Source organism: Pedobacter xixiisoli (genome assembly GCF_900215335.1).
GTDB lineage: Bacteria > Bacteroidota > Bacteroidia > Sphingobacteriales > Sphingobacteriaceae > Pedobacter > Pedobacter xixiisoli.
Map to the genome: position 1 here is coordinate 417,965 of NZ_OCMT01000003.1, position 18,914 is coordinate 436,878.

Sequence of the window (18,914 nt, forward strand, 5' to 3'; positions counted from 1 at the left end):
GAGACATCTCATGTCTCAAATCTCAATACTCATATCTAAAGAGAAAATGAAGATAGAACAAATATACACCGGATGTTTGGCTGAAGCTGCCTATTACATAGAAAGCAATGGCGAAGCTGCTATTATCGACCCGCTTCGCGAAGTTGGCCCTTATCTTGCAAAGGCAGAACAAAACGGAGCGAAAATTAAATATATCTTTGAAACCCATTTTCATGCAGATTTTGTTTCAGGTCACGTTGATTTGGCGGAGAAATCTGGTGCTACTATTGTTTACGGACCAACGGCTACCACTGCTTTCGAAGCGCATATCGCAACAGATGGCGAGCAATTCAAAATTGGCGATTTAACTATCACTGCTTTACATACACCAGGTCATACGTTAGAATCTACCACATATTTACTAACCGATGCTAATGGGAAAAACCATTGCATTTTCTCTGGAGATACCCTGTTTATTGGTGATGTTGGCCGCCCAGATTTAGCGCAAAAAGGCAGCCTAACCATGGATGATTTGGCGGGCATGCTTTACGATTCACTAAACGAAAAAATAAAACCATTAGCAGATGAAGTGATCGTTTATCCTGGTCATGGTGCAGGTTCTGCTTGCGGCAAAAGTATGAGCAAGGAAACTTTCGATACTTTGGGACACCAAAAGCAGGTGAATTATGCGCTAAAAGCCGAAACAAAAGAACAATTTATCAAAGAAGTAACTGACGGCATTTTGCCTCCACCACCATATTTTGCAAAAAATGCAGCCATGAACAAAGGCGGCTACGAAAGTATCGACGAAGTTTTTGAAAAAGGTTTAAATTCTTTGCAGCCTCAAACGTTTGAAGATTTAGCCAATCAAACCGATGCTTTAGTTTTAGATACTCGCGACCCACAAACTTTTGCAAAGGCATTTATCCCAAATGCCATCAACATTGGTTTAAACGGACAATTTGCACCTTGGGTAGGCGCTTTAATTCCAGATTTAAAACAAAATATTTTATTGGTAACTGACGAAGGTAAGGCCAAAGAAACCATTACCCGTTTGGCTCGTGTAGGTTACGACAATACCATTGGTTATTTGGGAGGCGGTATCGAAGCCTGGCAAAATGCTGGAAAAGAAACAGATCAGATCACTTCCATTTCTGCAGAAGATTTCGAAAAGGCTTATCAAGAAAATCCAGCAGTTTTAGCTTTAGATGTACGCAAACCTGGAGAATACGAAGCAGAGCATTTAGAGTTTACGCATCCACGTCCTTTAGATTATATTAATGATTGGACACACAAAGTAGATAGCAATAAAACTTATTATGTGCATTGTGCAGGCGGTTATCGCTCTATGATTGCAGCTTCAATCTTAAAAGCAAGAGGCATTGATAACGTGATCGATGTAGCTGGTGGTTATGGCGCTATAAAAAATACAGGCTTAAAACGTACAGATTTTGTGTGCCCGAGTAAAGTAGCGAAGGCGTAGTTTCATGATTTTGGGGCGAAAAATGTTTCGCCCGTACGATGGTAGCTTTTTCTCTAGGGTTTAGAAAAACGAAATGACTACCAATCGCCAATTTCAGCCCCGCTTTACGCTATATTTTTTTGTGTACCTTTTATCGTCATTTCGAACGTATGTGAGAAATCTAAAAAGATGCTGATTAAAGAAAAGATTTCTCCTCGTTCCTCGTCGAAATGACGAAACAAAAAAGATAACGCTCCAATCGGGTTTAAAAATTAAAGAAACCAAAACGTGGCAACAGAAAACCAACATTACGACGTGCTCATTATCGGCGCTGGCCCCATCGGTCTGGCCTGTGGTATCGAAGCACAAAAAGCAGGAAAGAGCTATATCATTATAGAAAAAGGTCCACTGGTAAATAGCCTGTACCACTATCCAGTTTTCATGACTTTCTTTTCTACCTCGCAAAAATTGGAGATAGGAGAGGTGCCCTTTGTGAGTATCAGCAATAAGCCTAATCGCAACGAAGCTTTAGAGTATTATCGTCGCGTAGCCGAGAAGTTTGAATTAAACATCCACCTTTTCGAAACGGTAAACAGCAATAAAAAGCTTGCGGATGGTAGTTTTGAAGTCAATACAAGCAAAGCAAAGTATTCCGCTAAAAATGTAATTATCGCTACTGGTTTTTATGACGTACCAGTACTTATGAATATTGCTGGTGAAGCGCTACCGAAAGTAAAACATTACTATCAAGATCCACACTTGTATGCTTTTAGTAAGGTATTGGTAGTTGGAGCCAACAATTCGGCTATCGACGTAGCTTTAGAAACCTATAGAAAAGGTGCTGAGGTAACTTTAGTGATTCGTGGTAATGAAATTGGTTCTTATGTGAAATATTGGGTGCGTCCAGACATAGAAAACCGAATAAAAGAAGGTGACATCAAAGTTTATTATCAAAGTGAACTTGCTGCTATCTCGGAAACCACAGTAACCATAAAAACTCCAGAAGGTAAAGTTGAACTAGCCAATGATTTTGTACTAGCAATGACCGGCTACACACCAAATTTCGCTTTGCTTAAACAATTGGGAGTAGAGCTAGATACGACTAATTATCCCGAGCATAACCCAGAAACGATGGAAACTAACTTGCAGGGATTGTACTTGGCAGGCGTAGTTTGCGGTGGTGTTGATACTCATAAGTGGTTCATCGAAAATTCGCGAGTGCATGCAACGCAGATTATGGAGCATATTTTGAGTAAGCACTAGCGCCCGTCATTTCGAGCGTAGCCGAGAAATCTTTTGAGTTAGCAACAAATAAGGTTTCAAAATTCAAAGATCTCTCCATTTCGTTGCAATTCAGTCGAGATAACGATAGTACAGCAGAGGTTCAATAAACGGGATTTTAACGGAAATCCTTTTTGGAATTCACTTCGAACGCAGAGAGAAATCTCAAAAATAAGTGCTTTTAAGTAACAGATTTCTCTCTGTGTTTAAAATGACGGCAAGAGAATACAAAAAGATTGTAGCCTAAAGCCCGACTTTCGGTAGTACTCAGCATAAGCACTGCTTTTCTATAAATTATCGGCGTTTTTACTAACTTTGCGGTTTCAAAATTGTTTGAGATAATGAGTGTATAGATGCTTCGCATTTAAATACTAAATACTAATATCTTTTAAAGAATGAGCAAAGTAAAAGTAGGAATGGTACAGATGACCTGTACTGCCAATAAGCAGGAAAACTTAGATAAAGCGATTGCACAAGTGAGGGAAGCAGCTGCAAAAGGTGCTCAAATTGTGTGTTTGCAAGAGCTTTTTACGTCGCTTTACTTCTGTGACGTAGAAGATTACGATAATTTCGATTTGGCGGAGAAAATCCCTGGTCCATCTACAGATGCTTTGCAGACGGTAGCCAAAGAATTGGGCGTAGTAATTATTGCTTCGTTATTCGAAAAACGTGCAGAAGGTTTATACCACAATACCACTGCAGTTTTAGATGCTGATGGTAGTTATTTAGGTAAATATCGCAAAATGCACATCCCTGATGACCCTGCTTATTACGAGAAATTTTACTTCACACCAGGCGATTTAGGTTATAAAGTTTTCAAAACTAAATTTGCAACCATCGGTATTTTAATCTGTTGGGATCAGTGGTACCCAGAAGCGTCGCGTATTACAGCATTAATGGGTGCCGATATCATGTTTTATCCTACAGCTATTGGTTGGGATACCACACAAGACGAAGAAACCAACGAAGATCAATACAATGCTTGGCAAACCATCCAACGTTCGCATTCGGTAGCTAATGGATTACCGGTAATCAGCGTAAATCGTGTGGGTTTCGAGCAAGAAGGACGTATGAAGTTTTGGGGAGGAAGTTTCGCAACCAATGCGCAAGGCAAATTATTGTACTTGGCATCACATGATAAAGAAGAAACCACAGTAGTAGATATCGACTTGAAGCAAAGTGATTATATCCGCAAACACTGGCCTTTCTTGAGAGATAGAAGAATTGATTCGTATCAGCCAATTACGAAGAGATATATAGACGAGGATTAAAAGGAAGTCCGCAAGTTTTTAGTCCGTAAGTCCGAAAGAGATTTTCAAAGACAATTTGTATATTTCAGTTTACCTTAGAAATAATAACTTATGTCATTTAAATTTGAAAAACTAAAAGTTTGGCAAAAATCGCTAGACTTAGCTGACGAAATTGATAAATTAACAAAGACATTTCCAAAAGAAGAACTATTTATTCTAACATCGCAAATTAAAAGGGCCGCAGACTCAATCTCTTTAAATATTGCTGAAGGAAGTACAGGTCAGAGTAATGCAGAATTCACCAGATTTTTACGATATGCATTACGTTCTGATATTGAAGTAGTGGGTTGCTTACACCTTGCCAAACGTAGAAAATATTTACAGGAAGAACATTTTACAAAGCTCTATGCTTCTTGCGAAGAGGTGTTAGTGATGATAAATGGTCTAATAAAATCATTAAAATAATGTCTAAGTATACACACCATAAGTCTGAGCACCGTGCTTCTGGAATCAAATCATCGGACTTTCCGACTTTCCAACTTTCTGACACGCCTAAGAAACAAGGGTTTGCATTCCCAGCAGAGTGGGCAAAACATGAAGCTACTTGGCTAAGCTGGCCGCATAAAGAAGCTTCTTGGCCCGGTAAAATTGAAACTATTTACCAGCCTTATTGTGAGTTCATCAAGATTGTTGCTACTGGAGAAAAAGTACGCATCAATGTAAAAGATGAGGCAATGAAAACTTTTGCTACTGCCGAATTGGAAAAAGTGAGTGCTGATTTAAGTCAAATAGAATTTTATTTTAACGAAACTAACGATGCCTGGTGTCGCGACCACGGACCTGCATTTGTGGTAAAAGCAAACGAAAAAGCAGTTGTAGATTGGGGTTACAATGCTTGGGGAGACAAATATCCTCCATACGATTTAGATGATGTAGTACCGACTAAGATAGCTCAGCATTTCAACTTACCATTGTTCACTCCAGATATTGTAATGGAAGGTGGTTCGGTGGAGTTTAATGGTGCAGGAACTATCTTAACCAGCGAAGCTTGTTTGTTGAACGAAAATAGAAATCCGCATTTAAACAGAGAGCAGATAGAAACTTATTTGAAAGAGTTTTATGGTGCAGAGCAGATTTTATGGGTAGGCGATGGTATTGTTGGAGATGATACAGATGGCCACATTGACGACATCACTCGTTTTGTAAATGAAGACACTGTTTTGACGGTAGTAGAAAGCAATCCGCTAGACGAAAACTACTTGCTGTTAAAAGAAAATTTGGAGCGTTTAAAGGAAATGACTTTGTTAGATGGTAGAAAATTTAAAATTGTCGAGTTGCCAATGCCGTCACCAGTAATCTACGACGACACCCGTTTACCAGCTTCATACGCTAATTTTTACATCGCTAATGCTGCGGTAATTGTTCCAATTTTTAATGATGTGAACGACCAAAAAGCTTTAGATATTATTCAAGGTTGTTTCCCTGATAGACCTGTAGTTGGCATCAACTCGGTAGATATCATTTGGGGATTGGGTAGTTTCCATTGTTTAAGTCAGCAGGAGCCAGCAGTTTAGTTTGCAGTGCCAACAGTTAAATAACCACTGCCTTTGTCATCCTGAGCCTGTCGAAGGATTATGCAAAAGTAATGATAGTCTTCGACAAGCTCAGACTGACAAGCGTATTAAACCAAAGAGTAATTTTTTATCCCAAATATCCATAATTACTTCGTTTACATATTAGAATGTGCAGATGGAAGTTATTATGTAGGCGTGACTAATGATTTAGAAATTAGAATTGAGCAACATGATAGCGGTTATGATCCAAAGGCATATACTTTTACTCGGCGTCCTGTAGTGCTTAAATATTATCAACGATTTACTTTGATAGAGCAAGCCATCGAATTTGAAAAGCAATTGAAGGGTTGGAGTAGAAAAAAGAAAGAAGCACTTTTCAATGAAGATTGGGACGAAGTAAAAAGATTATCCAACCTTAAAAAGAAATAATAACTTTGTGCAAATTGTCTTCGACGACTTGTTCCACGACACTAAGGATTAAAGGAACTCCTTAAATAGGTGTCATCCTGAGCCTGTCGAAGGATATTAAAAAGATAAATATTAAGTCTAAAGTTAGTCTTCGACAAGCTCAGACTGACAAACTGAATAAAAATGAAATTACTAGAAGGAAAAACAGCACTAATTACAGGTGCGTCAAAAGGAATAGGAAGAAAAATTGCAGAAGAATTTGCAAAACATGGCGCTAACGTAGCTTTCACTTATCTATCATCGGTAGAAAAAGGACAAGCTTTAGAGCAAGAATTGCAAGCTTTCGGCACACAAGTAAAAGGTTACCGTTCTGATGCTTCAAAATTTGATGAAGCAGAGCAATTAATCAACGATATCGTTGCTGATTTCGGCGCTTTAGATATCGTAGTGAACAATGCTGGGATCACAAAAGACGGTTTATTGATGCGCATGAGCGAAGAAAATTGGGATGACGTGATTAACGTAAACTTGAAATCTATCTTCAATGTAACTAAAGCTGCTTCTAAAGTAATGATGAAGGCTCGTAAAGGTGTTTTCATTAATATGAGTTCTGTAGTTGGTGTACAAGGTAATGCTGGTCAGGCTAATTATGCGGCTTCAAAAGCGGGTATTATCGGCTTTACCAAATCGGTAGCTAAAGAGTTGGGTTCTCGTAACATCCGTGCAAACGTAGTTGCGCCAGGTTTCATCAAAACCGAAATGACAGAGGTTTTAGACCCTGCGGTTGTTGCTGGTTGGGAAAAAGATATTCCATTGAAACGTGCTGGCGAAACAGAAGATATCGCTAATGTTTGTGTGTTTTTAGCTTCAGATATGAGCGCTTACGTAACCGGACAAACGCTTTCTGTTTGCGGCGGAATGCTGTAAAATAGGGATAAGGAATTAGGTAAAAGATGCAAGTTATTCTAGTCGTCATTGCGAGGAGGAACGACGAAGCAATCTTTCATCAATAAAAAAATGCATAGTTGTAATTAGCTATGCATTTTTTATGAATATTAAAATTTGAAAGTGAAAGCCAGTAGCTCTTGGCTTTTTTAGTCCGGCTTTCCATTACTCCCGATGAAAAATCGGGATTCATTTCAATCGGGCTTATTTAACAAAGGTTTTTTTACAAAATCCAACCACACTTGCCAATAAAGCTGATGCTGACCTGTAGCGAAGCGAAAAGCTACAAAGTAAAATAAATTCAGCATGACGGGACGCACATCTATCGTCAATGCTGCTACTCGACATTTGTAATGTCGAACTTCTTATCTCAGGATTATTTCATGAACTCTCTTTGCTCGGTTTGTAATCCTGTTGTATTAATTCGGATTAGAAATCCGATGATACAGCTTCGGGATTGCAAATCCCGAAGAGCAGAAGAGCAGATGGTTTTAGCTACTCGTCATTCCCGCGTAGGCGGGAATCTTAATGCGATATGGGGTAAGTTGTAAATTAGTGTTACTTTACAACATACTTCCCGCCCACCTGCGTTACTTTTGCCATCTTTTTGTTCTTCTCAAAATAATCAAAACCTAGCTGCAAAGTTTTCCAAAATGCTACATGCTGTTGGTATTGTTTTGAATATTTAGACATATTCGCATTTGTCATCCTAAAAGGAAAAATATAAACTGGAATATCTTTTTGACCACTATTTCTTGCCTCCACAGCTAAAACATAAACTTCCCTAATTTTATCATCCGTTAACGGAATACAGCCAATGGTTACACAGTCACCATGAATGTAAATATCTCCTCCTGTTTTTCTGTCTTTTCCGGTTCTTGCTTTATCTACCGCATTAGGATAATCAACACCTAAAGAAAGATGGTACAAACTCATCGGGTTAAATACATTGATTTTATAGAAACCTTCTGGCGTCTGTAAATCGCCCTCAATTGCTTTCGGACCTAAAGTGCCAGATTTGGCGCAAGCATTGTAAGTTTTAAAAAGTGTGAATTTATCTTGCTTTGCAGTCTTTAACCAAATTTCAACTTTTCCTTCGGCTTTGTAGGCATTCATTAGCATTTCAAATCCATCGCCAAAACCAGCTTTTTGTAGCTCCTTTTCTAAGAGTGTCCATTTCAAATCGTAGGCAGTTCTCACACGTTCAAACTTCAGCTGTTCTTGCTTAAAGCTTTTTTGAGCTTGCATAGGTAAGGTCATTGTTGCTAATGAGATAAATAGAATTAAGTATTTCATATAGATAGTTTGGTTTCTTAGGCAATTTACAATTTTACTTGGTTCATTAGTCATCAGTTCACTACTTCATTTGAATTTGAAAGTTAATGATTATAAGTACTCTAATCGGTCCTTGTTCTTTAATCTTTTTACTTTTCCCTTTCAACTTTTAACTTAAATATAGCATCTTTACAATTAGCGTATGACTAGTTTCTTTTCGTTTTCTACATTAATTATTTTGCTTGCTTGCCTTGCTTTGGGAGCAGGTTATGCTTGGGTGTTGTATGGTGCCAATAAGAATCTAGATAAAAAACTACGAAGTGCGCTAGCTGCTACTAGAACTTTAACAGTAGCCGCATTAGTGTTTTTGCTACTTGCACCTTTAGTCCGTCGCATTAGCCATACGCCAGAAAAGCCTGTTATTGTCATTGCAAACGATAATTCTATATCTGTAAAAGCCATACAGCCATCAGGGTTTGATGCCAAAAAATACGAGCAAGATTTAAGGCAACTGGCGGATAAATTGAGCGAAAAATACGAAGTAAAAACCTACAGTTTTGGAGATAGTGTAAAGCAGGGTTTATCGTTTACGGGCACTGCCCAAATTAGTAACGGTACGGCATTGGTAAACCAACTGAATGATGAATTACTGAACAGAAATGTAGGCGCTATAATTATGGCAAGCGACGGGATTTTCAACCGTGGAGGAAATCCAATCTATGAACTTAACAAAATAAAAGCGCCGGTTTACACCATTGCCATGGGCGATACCATCCCGAAAAGAGATGTTTTGGTGGCTAATGTAAATTACAATAACATCGTTTACCTCGATAATGAATTCACTTTAGACGTGCAAGTACAAGCTTTTGAAAGCAAGGGCGAAAATGTAAAATTGGCTGTACTCGAAAATGGTAAGCAGGTAGCAGAACAGTCTCTTGCTATTGGCAGTACTTCTTTTGTGAAGGATGCTCAAATCAAACTAAAAGCCAATAAAGTTGGGGTTCATCGTTATACGGTAAATGTTTCAACGGTTAAGAACGAAATCACGACCAAAAATAACAGTCAAACCATTTTTGTAGAAGTAATTGATGGACGTCAAAAAGTTTTGTTGGCTTCGGCCATACCGCATCCAGATTTGGCAACCTTTAAGCAAGCTATTGAGCTGAATAAACACTATGAAGTCAGTACTGCAATTGCTGAAGAATTGGAGCGTGTAGACGTGTATAAATACAATTTGGTAATCTTGTATCAGTTGCCAGCTGCAAATTATTCTGCAACATCCTTAATTAACAAAATAAAACAACAAAAAATTTCTGCTTGGTTTGTTCTGGGAGCACAAACGAACCTGCAAAGCTTCAATCAAATTCAGACTCAAATAAATTTTACTAGACCAAATGGTAGCTTACAAGAAGTATTTCCATATGATGAGAAAAACTTTACTGCTTATAATTTAAATAAGGATGCGCTGAAACAATTGGATAGTTACGACCCGCTGCAAATTCCTTTTGCTAATATGATGATTAAAGGGAATTACACTGCGGTGCTCAATCAACGAATTGGAAAGGTAAATACGCAAAGTCCTTTGTTGTTTTTTGCAGAAGAAGATGGTAGAAAGCTAGGCTTTTTAATAGGAGAGGGGATTTGGAAATGGAAGTTGGAAGAAGCAAAAAATGAAAATAGCTATCCCTTGGTAGCAGAGCTGATTTCGAAAACGGTACAGTACCTTGCTGTGAAAGACGATAAGCGTAAATTCAAAGTTTATACCAATAAAAGTACTTTCGAAGAAAACGAAAATGTACTGCTCAATGCAACTTTGTATAATGATGCTTTCGAACCTGTGAACGCTTCCGAAGTAAAGATTCAAATCAAAAATTCGGAAGGTAAAGCATATCATTATACATTCTCAAAAGTAGGCAATGCTTATCAGCTAGATGCCGGTGCTTTACCACAGGGAAATTATACTTATGCAGCTTCTACCAGTTTAGGTGATAAGAAATACATTGCTAACGGTGCATTTTATGTAAATGCAATAATTACAGAATATCAGCAGACTACCGCCAATCATCAGTTGTTGAACACTATTGCGCAGCAAACGAAAGGTAAAATTTACATGCCAACAAATCTGTTAAACATTGTTGATGATTTGGAGAAGAGTGGTCAGGTGAAAACCATTACGTATGAAGACAGAAGATACGAAGAGATGATTAACCTAAAATGGATTTTTGCTGTTATCTTGGTGTTCTTGACTGTAGAATGGTTTTTTAGAAAACGTAATGGGGAAGCATAATGGATTTTAATACCACTGATATCATTGAAGTATTAGGAACTATTTCCTTTGCTATTTCTGGTACATTTGCTGCGGTGCAGAAGCGATTAGATCCTTTTGGTGTGTTAATTATCGCTTTTGTAACTTCCATTGGCGGTGGTACGGTTAGAGATTTATTGTTGGGGGATACGCCAGTTGCTTGGATGCGTGATGTGAATTACTGTCTGCTAATTCTGGTTACGTCTATCCTTACACTTTTCTTCAAACATCAAATCAAAAAGTTTAAAGTAACCTTGTTTCTGTTCGACTCACTTGGATTGGGCCTGTTTACTTTGGTAGGGGTGCAAAAAGGCATCGTTTTTGGCTTAGAACCAGGGATGTGCGTTGCCTTAGGTACAATTACAGGGTGTTTTGGAGGGGTAATTAGAGATACCTTGCTAAATACCATTCCATTAATTTTTAGAAAGGAAATTTATGCTACCGCCTGCATTGCCGGTGGTGCATTATATTTTGGTTTGTTAGAATTGAGTTTAAAAGCAGATATCGCCAAGATAGTTGTGATTGTTTTTATCGTTACCTTAAGGGTTGTTGTCGTTCGCTATAAGTTGGCCTTGCCAAGGTTTGGGTATTGATTAAGAAATGCATCATTAACTTTCTTTAGATCATAGTGAGCAGCCGAAGCGCTACGAAGTAAAATCTTTGAATTATTAAGCTGTCGTAACGAAGAGGAAGATTTAACTTCGTTGTTTTGCAATTCTCCGCTCGCTTCGCTGCGGTCGAAATGACGATATCATAACGTCCCTCTAATGTCATTAAGCTTTAATGATAAAGAAACTCCTTCAGCTTCCCGTTTTTCGAAGCGTCATAAAGCTGCCAAAGCTCTTTTGTCCAGCTTTTATTATCACTTTGTTGGTAAAGATAGGGAAGTACTATATTCATCGCTCCTAAAGCTTGTGTTCGCTTTTCTTTTTCTGCTGGATGTTCTAGTGAGAATTTAGTTAATGCCGCCATGTACATCAGCAGCAAATCAGAATCGGTATTGAAAAAGCTAGTTTCCTTTTCTTCGAGATAAAAAATATAGTCGGGAGTGCCATTCATCCACTCTATCAAAAACTGTCCTGCATTATTTCTAGCTTTGTTTTTTTTGTCTATCGGAGTTTTAAAAAGATATGCTACCACTTTAATAACGGTAGGTTCTGCCTGCTTGTAGCTAACCCTTTTGTTTAATTTTACAGTTTTTAGGTTGGGAAGTTCTTGCCCGTAAGCGTAACTTTTAATGGAGAATAAAAGGAAAAATACAAAAATGGTTTTCCTCATGGGAGCAATTTTTATTTCAATCTAAAATAGGAAAAAAGAAGCTATTTTTTCTCTTCTTCTTTCACAATTACAAACACGTCCTCGTTTGCCTTTTTCATGAAATATTTCTCTCTAGCAAATTTTTCGGCACTATTTAAATTGCTATCTAGCTCTTTTAAATCTTTCTTCACTAAAGCAATCTCTTTAGTATAGAAGTCTTTTTCCTGCTGCATTTTGTTTACTTGCGCATTGTATTCATATTGCGCAATAATATCATTTTTATCGAAAAAAAGCATCCATACACCAAATGCGGCAATGGCAAGGAAATATTTATTGCGGAAAAGGTCTATTAATCGCTTCATTAATTCAAAAGTAAAAATTAAAAAATCAAAATACGTAAGTGGCTCACATTTAAATGTCGATTTTTCAAATGCGATAAAATAAAAAACATCCGAAGGTTTTAAATCTTCGGATGTTCTACAAATGTATTTTATTAACTTGTTAACACTGATCTAGTGTCACATTGAGCCTGTCGAAACGTCTTTGTCCTTCAATGAGTTCAGGATGACGCAGCCAGACACAATTTATTTTTTCGCAAACTTGAAGTTTTTGCCGATGAACCTTGCAGCTTCACCTAACTCTTCTTCAATACGTAACAATTGGTTGTATTTTGCAATCCTATCTGAACGAGAAGCTGAACCAGTTTTAATTTGACCGCAGTTTAAGGCAACAGCTAAATCAGCGATAGTAACATCTTCAGTCTCACCAGAACGGTGGCTCATTACCGAAGTATAGCCACTGTTTTGAGCTAAACTCACTGCATTGATAGTTTCAGTTAAAGAACCAATTTGGTTTACTTTTACTAAAATTGAGTTTGCAGTATTGGTATCAATACCTTGTTGTAAACGTTTAACGTTAGTTACAAATAAATCGTCACCAACTAATTGTACAGTAGCACCAACTTTATCAGTTAAGCTTTTCCAGCCGTCCCAGTCATTCTCATCCATACCATCTTCAATAGAAATGATTGGATATTTAACTGTTAAATCTGCTAAATATTGAGCCTGTTCTTCGCTAGAACGAATTACACCTGTAGCACCTTCAAACTTCGTATAGTCGTACTTTCCGTCTTTGTAGAATTCTGAAGAAGCACAGTCTAATGCTAAACAAATTTCTGAACCTGGTTTGTAACCTGCTTTTTCGATCGCTTTCAATACAGTCTCAATAGCATCTTCAGTACCATCGAAAGTTGGCGCAAAACCACCTTCGTCACCTACTGCGGTAGATAAACCTCTATCGTGTAGAATTGCTTTTAAGCTATGGAAAACTTCAGTTCCCCAACGTAAAGCCTCAGAGAAAGAAGGAGCACCAACTGGCATGATCATAAACTCTTGGAATGCGATAGGCGCATCAGAGTGAGAACCACCGTTGATGATGTTCATCATTGGGATTGGTAAAGTATTTGCGTTTACCCCGCCAATGTAGCGGTATAATGGTTGGCGGCTTTCTTGTGCAGCAGCTTTTGCTACAGCTAAAGAAACACCTAATATTGCGTTAGCACCTAGGTTACCTTTGTTTTCGGTACCATCTAGGTCTATCATTAATTTATCAATTAAGTTTTGTTCAAAAACATCAACACCTTGCAAAGCCTTCGCAATTTTAGTATTTACGTTTTCTACTGCTTTTAAAACACCTTTACCTAAATAGGTCTTTTTGTCGCCATCACGTAACTCAACAGCTTCATATTGACCGGTACTTGCTCCAGATGGAACAGCAGCACGGCCCATAAAACCATTTTCTGTCATTACTTCTACTTCAATAGTAGGATTTCCTCGCGAATCGAGAATCTGTCTTGCATGGACATCGATTATTAAACTCATTTTATATTTGTTTTGAATTAAAAATACCCTTAGTGTATAAAATACAATTAGTGCAGGGTTTTTCAAAGTTATAATACTTTTTTAAACTTAGGTAAACAATTGGTATTTTTTTATCAGCCTTATTGGATTTTGAGGAATAAAAAAAGGCAGCTACTTTTCAGTAAACTGCCTCTCCATAGGTAACTGATAATTTTTTTGAATTAAGAACGTTTTACGTTGTGTTGGGTGAGGGTTTACAATGAGCACCTCTTCCTAATCCTTCCTTAAAAGATAGTGGGGAACTATCTCCTAACAAAAGTCGTTTAATCAATAAATGTAATCGGAGATTAACCGTTTATAAACGGTTATATTCGACTAAACCCCCTTAGCGGCTTTTAAGGACAAAATTTATTTGTAGTTTTATTAGGTACAAGCCGATATAATAACTATGATTCGAATTTGCTTAGATTGCCACACCGAGATAAAAGGACGTGCGGACAAGAAGTTTTGTGATGATCAATGCCGTAATAATTATAACAATAAACGTAAGAGTGAGGACGGAGTATTTGTTAAAAAAATCAATCAAATCTTAAATAAAAACCGAAGATTATTGAAAGATGAGAACAATGCAGGTAATAGTAACGTAAAAAAAGATAGTTTAGCAAAGAAAGGTTTTGATTTCGATTACCATACCCACTATTATCTTGCAGATACAGGAAATGTCTACGTTTTCTGTTATGAGTATGGATATATGTTCGCCCAAAACGATGATGTGATATTGTTAAAAAAGGAATAAAAGCTAGGTGATGATTTCTAACTTTGGGAGAAAATTTCGCATATGTTAGATTTTATCAAAGAACCTTGGCCTTGGTATATTGCCGGACCATTGATTGGACTTACTGTACCCGCTCTCTTAATTCTAGGCAACAAATCTTTCGGAATCAGTTCTTCCTTAAGACATATCTGCGCAGCCTGCATCCCTGCTGATATCAATTTTTTTAAGTATGATTGGAAAAAGGAAGTGTGGAATCTATTCTTTGTCTTTGGTATATTCTTGGGAGGTATTATTGCCATACAATTTTTGGCCGATCCAAATCCAGTACAAGTAAATGTCAAACTGGTAAAAGAACTGGGTGAATACCGTATTGCTAATTTTAATTACTTGGTGCCAATAGATGTAATGAGCTGGAATTCTCTGTTAACTCTTCGAGGATTCTTGCTCATGGTAGTCGGTGGGTTTTTGGTGGGTTTTGGCACTCGGTATGCAGGTGGTTGTACAAGTGGTCATGCCATTATGGGCTTGTCCAATTTACAATGGCCATCGTTAGTTGCCACCATTTGTTTTATGGTTGGAGGTTTTGTGATGGCTAACCTTTTATTGCCAGTCATTTTATCCTTATAAAGATGGAGAATAGAAATACAAATTGGTTGGCTAACCTAAAATACTTATTGGTGGGTGCCTTATTCGGAATCGTATTTGTGAAAGCGGAGATTGTAAGTTGGTTCCGCATTCAAGAGATGTTCAGGTTACAATCTTTTCATATGTATGGCGTAATTGGAAGTGCGGTTTTAGTGGGGATGATTTCTGTATGGTTAATTAAAAAGTTTAAAGTGAAAACGTTAAATGGTGAACCGATTACCTTACAGGCAAAGCAATTTAACAAAGGTCAAATTTATGGAGGGCTACTTTTTGGTTTTGGCTGGGCAATGACAGGCGCTTGTCCAGGACCATTGTTTGCACAAATTGGAACAGGTGCAACAGTAATTGTTGTTACTTTGCTAAGCGCAATTGCAGGGACTTGGTTTTATGGATTAATGAAAGATAAATTGCCACATTAAATGGAAGAAATACTAATTATTACTGGAGGCAGTAAGGGAATAGGAGAAGGAATTATTGAAGCTTATTTGTCTAATGGCACAACTGTGTTTTCGATTTCGAGGACAACCAACATAGAGTTGAGCAAAAGAGGAGTAACTCAAATAGAACTAGATTTAACCGAGACTGATAAAATAGAACTTGAATTGCTAAGAGTTTTTAAGCTATTGGATATGACAAAGGTTGCTAAAATTACCCTGATTAATAATGCGGGTACTTTAGGGAAAATCGGACCTCTTGAAAAACTAGATGCAACAACGATAGCACAAACTATTCAATTAAATGCTGCAGTTCCCTTTATACTGAGTTCGGCGTTTATCAGTTATTTTCAAGATTGGGAATCGGATAAAACGATTATTAATATTACTTCTGGCGCAGCATTGAAACCTTATTTTGGTTGGTCTATTTACTGTAGTAGTAAAGCAGCAATTAATATGCTAACCCAAACCATTGCGTTAGAGCAGGCGGATAGAAAGAATGCCGTGAAGGCTTTAGCTATTGCGCCAGGAGTGGTAGATACCGCTATGCAAGCAGAAATTCGCCGAAGCAATAAAAGTGATTTTAAAGATATTGATCGATTTATTTCCCTTAAGAAAGATGGAGCCTTGAACGATGTTTTAACTGTAGGCAAGAAAATATTCGAGATGGATAACGATTCGAGTTTACAAAGTGGTGCTATTTTAAGGGTTGGAGGTAATTAAATCTAAGCGAAAACATTTTTCAAATTTCAATGTTCTCTTTATCAACTAAAAACTAAATGGAAAAAATGAGAATTATTGGTGCATTAATCATATCAGCGTGTTTGTTCTCTTGCCAAGAAAGAACCAAGGTAACTGGGAAAAAAGATAAAAACGATACCACAGCAACAAATATTCCTGTTGCCGAGCAAACTTGCTACGCCTATGTTAAAGGTAAAGATACTGCGCAGTTAACTTTAATTACTACTGGTATAGTTTCTACTGGCGAACTCAATTATAAGTGGTTCGAAAAAGATAAAAATATGGGCAGTATTGAAGGCGAAATGCATGGAGATACTTTAATTGCTAATTATACTTTTAATTCGGAAGGAAAACAATCCGTTCGTCAAGTGGTTTTGCTTAAAAAAGGTGATCAATTTGTGGAAGGATTTGGTGACGTGGAAGAAAAAGATGGCAAAGTTAGGTTTAAAGACTTGTCTAAAGTGACATTTGATAATGCTATTGTCTTTGAAAAAACCGTTTGTAAATAATTAGAGGAACACTCTTCTAGTAACAAAAATGTAATTTTAGCCAGAGTTTAAGTTCGCACTAATACTTTGCGTATTTTTGTGGGCTCTCCTCAAAAACGTATGGCTAAAATTATATCCTATTGCTACACTTTTCTTATATTTTTAGGCTTTGGTTTTTTAAGCTTAGCTGTCCATGCTCAAAAAGTAGTAGCGATACAAGATAAGGTCGAACAACATATTTTCAACTTTTCGGAGATTGAAGTGCTGGAAGACCAAAAAAATCAGTTTAGCTTCGATGAAATTAGCAGTGCTGCTTTTTCGCCCCAGTTTAAGGCTAGCTTAAAAAGTACTCCTCAAACTACAAATTTCAATACCACTTATTGGTTTAGAATTAAAATTAAGCATAATAGTGAAGCCGGAAATCGTTTTTTGCTAGAGCTTTTTGATCAAACTATAGACCATCTTACTGTTTATATTCCCAAAAGTAATGGAACTTACGAGGTAAAAGAACTCGGAGACCGCCTCCGTTTTAAAGAGCGGGACTTATCTCATAAGAACTTCGAAATTTATATAGATAATGATGGTAACGAGGTTCAAACTTACTACTTCAAAATACAGTCTTCACAAATAGCAGATGTAATTATTGTATTGCGATCGGTAAATTGGTTTATATCCTATGCCTTAGATGAGTATTTCTATTTTGGCATTTTCTATGGTATGATTCTCGTTTTCAGTTTTTACAACCTGATCATGTATGTCGCCATAAGGCAAAAGCAATATTTGTTTTACGTACTGTATAATTTAAGCGTGGGTTTGTTCGAGATGAGTTCTGATGGTATCGCCTATCAATATCTTTGGCCAAACGCTCCTGATTGGAATCAGATTGCCTATGCCTTTTTTCTATATGCAACCAGTGTTTTTGCTTTGTTGTTTACTAGGGAGTTACTTTTTGTTAAAGCCAAAGCACCGATACTAAACCGGCTCATTATTGGGGTTATTACAGTTCGTTCCATCTTTTTTCTTTACTGCCTACTCTTTGACCAGGAGTTGTTCAGTTATAAGTTCTTAGAGTTTGTACCGCTAACGGTTGCTTTTTTTACAGGTATTTATATTTTCAAAAGAGGATATCAGCCTGCTCGTTTCTTCGTGTTAGGCTATAGCTTTTTGTTTTTTGGCTTTACGCTGAAGTTTTTAATTATGTTGGGCATATCGTGGTTAAATTTTGGTGTAATAACTTACTACAGCTTAAGTTTCTGCTTTGTGTTAGAAATGATCTTTTTGTCTTTTGCCATAGGCGATAAGGTGCGCATCCTTAAAAAGAAAAAAGACAAAGCGCAACGACAAATGATTCAGCAAATGAGTGTTAATGCTAAACTTAAGGATAAGCTAAATCAAGAGCTAGAAGAACAAGTAGACGCTCGTACCAAAGAGGTTTTCAATAAATCGATGATTATTGAGACGCAAAATGAAGAGCTAATAAAAGCAAATGAGCAACTGAAAAAGCAAGCAGAAGAAATCTCGAGGATGAATGTGCTTTTGGAACAAGATAATCAGGAGCTGCAAACTAATGTTGAAAAAATTAGTAGAGATAGGGTGATGTCTGCTGATGTTGACTTTGAAGAATTTAGTAAAATCTATCCTGACAAGGAAAGTTGTGATCGCTTTTTAGCAGAATTGAAATGGAAAAATGGCTACACATGTAAGAAGTGTAAGAATGACCATTTTTATGCCGGACATGCGCCTTTTAGCAGAAGATGCAGTAAGTGTGATTACGAAGAGTCTGTAACAAGTTATACGATTCTTCACAATACCCGTATTCCAATCAATAAAGTGTTCTATATGATATTCCTTATCTATTCTACCAAGGGGAAAATCTCGTCTCATAAGCTTTCTGAGATTTTAAATATCAGACAGAGCACTTGCTGGACTTACGGAACTCGTATCAAAACAGTGATGGAAGAAAGGAAAAACATCCTCAAGAAAGCCAATAAAAATGGCTGGAGTCTGCTTGTCTTAGATTAAAAACTACATTTATTGCCCTAAAACGTATTTTTTTTCAAAAAAAAATGTAAGGTGCTTAAGCGTATCAACCTGATAAGGTAACGACTATGCTAAATGTAGTTTACAAGCTGTAAATCAACACTAAATCTTATTTATGTTTAAGGGGTTATAGCGTATCAAATAATTTACAAATTATTGTTTATCAGGTAGTTGTGTGTTTTAATTTTCATAAAAC

At 37.2% G+C, this 18,914-nt stretch carries 19 protein-coding genes; 15 read left to right on the forward strand and 4 right to left on the reverse strand.

Going from position 1 to position 18,914, the window contains the following annotated elements:
- Positions 1 to 46 precede the first annotated feature (46 nt).
- From CRO54_RS13915 to fabG, 7 genes are all read left to right on the forward strand, one after another.
- Positions 47 to 1,462 carry an MBL fold metallo-hydrolase gene (locus CRO54_RS13915; protein WP_097133100.1) on the forward strand — a complete coding sequence of 472 codons (1,416 nt, stop codon included), beginning with the start codon at positions 47 to 49 and terminating at the stop codon, positions 1,460 to 1,462.
- A gap of 267 nt (positions 1,463 to 1,729) precedes the next feature.
- Positions 1,730 to 2,704 (forward strand): YpdA family putative bacillithiol disulfide reductase, encoded by a 975-nt coding sequence (locus CRO54_RS13920; protein ID WP_097132683.1) that lies wholly within the window; start codon positions 1,730 to 1,732, stop codon positions 2,702 to 2,704.
- Positions 2,705 to 3,117: 413 nt separating this feature from the next.
- A complete protein-coding gene (locus CRO54_RS13925) occupies positions 3,118 to 3,993 on the forward strand; it encodes a carbon-nitrogen hydrolase (protein WP_097132684.1) in 876 nt (291 codons plus the stop codon).
- 90 nt (positions 3,994 to 4,083) lie between these two features.
- Entirely contained in the window at positions 4,084 to 4,437 is a 354-nt protein-coding gene (locus tag CRO54_RS13930) for a four helix bundle protein (RefSeq protein WP_097132685.1), read from the forward strand.
- On the forward strand, positions 4,437 to 5,546 hold the full coding sequence (locus CRO54_RS13935; RefSeq protein ID WP_097132686.1) for an agmatine deiminase family protein: 1,110 nt from the start codon (positions 4,437 to 4,439) through the stop codon (positions 5,544 to 5,546). The genes CRO54_RS13930 and CRO54_RS13935 overlap by 1 nt, the downstream gene beginning before the upstream one ends.
- Positions 5,547 to 5,684: 138 nt before the next feature.
- Positions 5,685 to 5,975, forward strand: a complete 291-nt coding sequence (locus CRO54_RS13940; protein WP_097132687.1) for a GIY-YIG nuclease family protein — start codon at positions 5,685 to 5,687, stop codon at positions 5,973 to 5,975.
- Between the two features lie 162 nt (positions 5,976 to 6,137).
- Positions 6,138 to 6,881: a 3-oxoacyl-[acyl-carrier-protein] reductase gene (gene fabG, locus CRO54_RS13945; RefSeq protein ID WP_097132688.1), complete on the forward strand. Its 744-nt coding sequence runs from the start codon at positions 6,138 to 6,140 to the stop codon at positions 6,879 to 6,881.
- A 576-nt stretch (positions 6,882 to 7,457) separates the two neighbouring features.
- On the opposite strand, the gene CRO54_RS13950 is transcribed toward fabG, so the two are convergent.
- Positions 7,458 to 8,195, reverse strand: coding sequence for a L,D-transpeptidase family protein (locus tag CRO54_RS13950; RefSeq protein ID WP_097133101.1), 738 nt, complete (start codon positions 8,193 to 8,195; stop codon positions 7,458 to 7,460).
- 181 nt (positions 8,196 to 8,376) lie between these two features.
- Between CRO54_RS13950 and CRO54_RS13955 the strand changes: the two genes are divergently transcribed.
- Together CRO54_RS13955 and CRO54_RS13960 are read left to right on the forward strand one after the other, a co-directional pair.
- Entirely contained in the window at positions 8,377 to 10,461 is a 2,085-nt protein-coding gene (locus CRO54_RS13955; protein ID WP_097132689.1) for a hypothetical protein, read from the forward strand.
- Complete coding sequence (locus CRO54_RS13960; RefSeq protein ID WP_097132690.1) at positions 10,461 to 11,072, forward strand: trimeric intracellular cation channel family protein; 612 nt, start codon at positions 10,461 to 10,463, stop codon at positions 11,070 to 11,072. Before CRO54_RS13955 ends, CRO54_RS13960 begins: the two co-directional genes overlap by 1 nt.
- A 187-nt stretch (positions 11,073 to 11,259) precedes the next feature.
- Here the strand turns inward: CRO54_RS13960 and CRO54_RS13965 are convergent, their stop codons facing one another.
- The 3 genes from CRO54_RS13965 to eno all read right to left on the reverse strand — a co-directional run bounded on the left by CRO54_RS13965 (position 11,260) and on the right by eno (position 13,616).
- On the reverse strand, positions 11,260 to 11,757 hold the full coding sequence (locus tag CRO54_RS13965; RefSeq protein ID WP_097132691.1) for a hypothetical protein: 498 nt from the start codon (positions 11,755 to 11,757) through the stop codon (positions 11,260 to 11,262).
- A gap of 41 nt (positions 11,758 to 11,798) precedes the next feature.
- Positions 11,799 to 12,098 (reverse strand): FtsB family cell division protein, encoded by a 300-nt coding sequence (locus tag CRO54_RS13970; RefSeq protein WP_097132692.1) that lies wholly within the window; start codon positions 12,096 to 12,098, stop codon positions 11,799 to 11,801.
- A gap of 222 nt (positions 12,099 to 12,320) precedes the next feature.
- Positions 12,321 to 13,616 carry a phosphopyruvate hydratase gene (gene eno, locus CRO54_RS13975; protein WP_097132693.1) on the reverse strand — a complete coding sequence of 432 codons (1,296 nt, stop codon included), beginning with the start codon at positions 13,614 to 13,616 and terminating at the stop codon, positions 12,321 to 12,323.
- Between the two features lie 427 nt (positions 13,617 to 14,043).
- Here eno and CRO54_RS13980 point away from each other — a divergent pair, with 427 nt between their 5' ends.
- The 6 genes from CRO54_RS13980 (at position 14,044) to CRO54_RS14005 (ending at position 18,700) form a co-directional block, all read left to right on the forward strand.
- Positions 14,044 to 14,391, forward strand: coding sequence for a hypothetical protein (locus CRO54_RS13980; RefSeq protein WP_097132694.1), 348 nt, complete (start codon positions 14,044 to 14,046; stop codon positions 14,389 to 14,391).
- Between the two features lie 42 nt (positions 14,392 to 14,433).
- Positions 14,434 to 14,997 carry a YeeE/YedE family protein gene (locus CRO54_RS13985; RefSeq protein WP_097132695.1) on the forward strand — a complete coding sequence of 188 codons (564 nt, stop codon included), beginning with the start codon at positions 14,434 to 14,436 and terminating at the stop codon, positions 14,995 to 14,997.
- A gap of 2 nt (positions 14,998 to 14,999) precedes the next feature.
- The gene (locus CRO54_RS13990) at positions 15,000 to 15,434 is read left to right on the forward strand and encodes a DUF6691 family protein (RefSeq protein WP_097132696.1); all 435 of its coding nucleotides are present in this window, start codon (positions 15,000 to 15,002) and stop codon (positions 15,432 to 15,434) included.
- Positions 15,435 to 16,172, forward strand: coding sequence for an SDR family NAD(P)-dependent oxidoreductase (locus CRO54_RS13995; RefSeq protein ID WP_097132697.1), 738 nt, complete (start codon positions 15,435 to 15,437; stop codon positions 16,170 to 16,172).
- A 56-nt stretch (positions 16,173 to 16,228) separates the two neighbouring features.
- Positions 16,229 to 16,699: a hypothetical protein gene (locus tag CRO54_RS14000; RefSeq protein WP_097132698.1), complete on the forward strand. Its 471-nt coding sequence runs from the start codon at positions 16,229 to 16,231 to the stop codon at positions 16,697 to 16,699.
- A gap of 99 nt (positions 16,700 to 16,798) precedes the next feature.
- Positions 16,799 to 18,700: a 7TM diverse intracellular signaling domain-containing protein gene (locus CRO54_RS14005; RefSeq protein ID WP_097132699.1), complete on the forward strand. Its 1,902-nt coding sequence runs from the start codon at positions 16,799 to 16,801 to the stop codon at positions 18,698 to 18,700.
- Positions 18,701 to 18,914: the final 214 nt, after the last annotated feature.

Coding starts and splice junctions, on each gene's coding strand:
- CRO54_RS13955 (WP_097132689.1), top strand. CDS start 8,377: ATGACTAGTTTCTTTTCGTTTTCTACATTAATTATTTTGCTTGCTTGC.
- CRO54_RS13935 (WP_097132686.1), top strand. CDS start 4,437: ATGTCTAAGTATACACACCATAAGTCTGAGCACCGTGCTTCTGGAATC.
- CRO54_RS13990 (WP_097132696.1), top strand. CDS start 15,000: ATGGAGAATAGAAATACAAATTGGTTGGCTAACCTAAAATACTTATTG.
- CRO54_RS14005 (WP_097132699.1), top strand. CDS start 16,799: ATGGCTAAAATTATATCCTATTGCTACACTTTTCTTATATTTTTAGGC.
- CRO54_RS13950 (WP_097133101.1), bottom strand. CDS start 8,195: ATGAAATACTTAATTCTATTTATCTCATTAGCAACAATGACCTTACCT.
- CRO54_RS13915 (WP_097133100.1), top strand. CDS start 47: ATGAAGATAGAACAAATATACACCGGATGTTTGGCTGAAGCTGCCTAT.
- CRO54_RS13965 (WP_097132691.1), bottom strand. CDS start 11,757: ATGAGGAAAACCATTTTTGTATTTTTCCTTTTATTCTCCATTAAAAGT.
- CRO54_RS13960 (WP_097132690.1), top strand. CDS start 10,461: ATGGATTTTAATACCACTGATATCATTGAAGTATTAGGAACTATTTCC.
- CRO54_RS13995 (WP_097132697.1), top strand. CDS start 15,435: ATGGAAGAAATACTAATTATTACTGGAGGCAGTAAGGGAATAGGAGAA.
- fabG (WP_097132688.1), top strand. CDS start 6,138: ATGAAATTACTAGAAGGAAAAACAGCACTAATTACAGGTGCGTCAAAA.
- CRO54_RS13980 (WP_097132694.1), top strand. CDS start 14,044: ATGATTCGAATTTGCTTAGATTGCCACACCGAGATAAAAGGACGTGCG.
- CRO54_RS13970 (WP_097132692.1), bottom strand. CDS start 12,098: ATGAAGCGATTAATAGACCTTTTCCGCAATAAATATTTCCTTGCCATT.
- CRO54_RS13985 (WP_097132695.1), top strand. CDS start 14,434: ATGTTAGATTTTATCAAAGAACCTTGGCCTTGGTATATTGCCGGACCA.
- CRO54_RS14000 (WP_097132698.1), top strand. CDS start 16,229: ATGGAAAAAATGAGAATTATTGGTGCATTAATCATATCAGCGTGTTTG.
- eno (WP_097132693.1), bottom strand. CDS start 13,616: ATGAGTTTAATAATCGATGTCCATGCAAGACAGATTCTCGATTCGCGA.
- CRO54_RS13925 (WP_097132684.1), top strand. CDS start 3,118: ATGAGCAAAGTAAAAGTAGGAATGGTACAGATGACCTGTACTGCCAAT.
- CRO54_RS13930 (WP_097132685.1), top strand. CDS start 4,084: ATGTCATTTAAATTTGAAAAACTAAAAGTTTGGCAAAAATCGCTAGAC.